The sequence below is a fragment of the Mycobacterium sp. 1482292.6 genome (assembly GCF_001672995.1).
Lineage (GTDB): Bacteria > Actinomycetota > Actinomycetes > Mycobacteriales > Mycobacteriaceae > Mycobacterium > Mycobacterium europaeum_A.
On sequence record NZ_LZKV01000263.1, the window covers coordinates 1 to 1,169 of the forward strand.

2 protein-coding genes are annotated in these 1,169 nt (G+C 69.2%); both read left to right on the forward strand.

Annotation, left to right across the window (positions count from 1 at the left end):
• The coding region (locus tag A5624_RS26585; RefSeq protein ID WP_066873459.1) for an alpha/beta hydrolase-fold protein at window positions 1-627 on the forward strand (627 nt) is incomplete at its 5' end.
• Window positions 628-645: 18 nt separating this feature from the next.
• A partial coding sequence (locus A5624_RS26590) for a gamma-glutamyltransferase (RefSeq protein ID WP_197519041.1) occupies window positions 646-1,169 on the forward strand: 524 nt, incomplete at its 3' end.

Consider the following 1,169-nt stretch of genomic DNA (forward strand, 5'->3'; position numbering starts at 1 on the left):
CAGACCAAGCCGCTGCGGCCGGTGATCGCGCTGCACGGCAAGGGCAGTGACGCGTCCACGGTGATGGCCGGTGGCGTCGAACACGGTTTGGCGCAGGCCGTCGACGCCGGACTGCCGCCGTTCGCGGTGGTCGCCGTCGACGGTGGCGGCGGCTACTGGCACAAGCGGTCGTCCGGCGAGGACAGCGGCGCCATGGTGCTCGACGAGCTCATCCCGATGCTGGGAAACCAGAATCTGGACACCTCGCGGGTGGCGTTCCTGGGCTGGTCGATGGGCGGCTATGGCGCGCTGCTGCTGGGCGGCCGGCTGGGGCCGGCCCGTACCGCGGCGATCTGTGCGGTGAGCCCGGCCCTGTGGATGTCCTCAGGTGCCGCGGCGCCGGGGGCGTTCGACGGGCCCGATGATTTCGCCGCGAATTCGGTGTTCGGCATGCCCGCGCTGGCCTCGATCCCGATCCGAATCGATTGCGGCGACAGCGATCCGTTCTACTCGGCGACGAAGCAATTCATCGCGCAGCTGCCCAACCCGCCGGCCGGCGGCTTCTCGCCCGGCGGGCACGACGGCGCGTTCTGGAGCTCGCAGTTGCCCGCCGAGCTGACCTGGATGGCACCGCTGCTGACGGCGTAAGGAGATACGCTCGCGGAGGTGACCGCACCTTTCGACTGGACCCTCCCGTACGCCTGGCCACGCAAGCCCATCCTGGCGGAAAACGTTGTGTGCACGTCGCAACCGCTCGCCGCCCAGGCGGGCCTGCGGATGCTCGCCCAGGGCGGCAGCGCGGTCGACGCGGCCATCGCCACAGCCATCACCCTGACGATCGTGGAGCCGGTGTCCAACGGCATCGGTTCGGACGCCTTCGCCATCGTGTGGGACGGCGCGCGATTGCACGGGTTGAACGCCTCGGGTCGCTCACCGGCCGCCTGGACACCGGAATACTTTGGCGGGCAGGACGTTCCGATCCTCGGCTGGAATTCGGTGACCGTGCCCGGAGCGGTGTCGGCCTGGACCGAACTGCACACGAAGTTCGGCAAGCTCCCGTTCGAGCGGCTGTTCGAACCAGCAATAGCTTACGGCCGCAACGGCTTTCTGGTTTCACCGACGGTCGCGCAGCAGTGGGCCGCCCAGGTGCCGCTGTTCGAAGACCAGCCGGGGTTCGCCCAGGCGTTTCT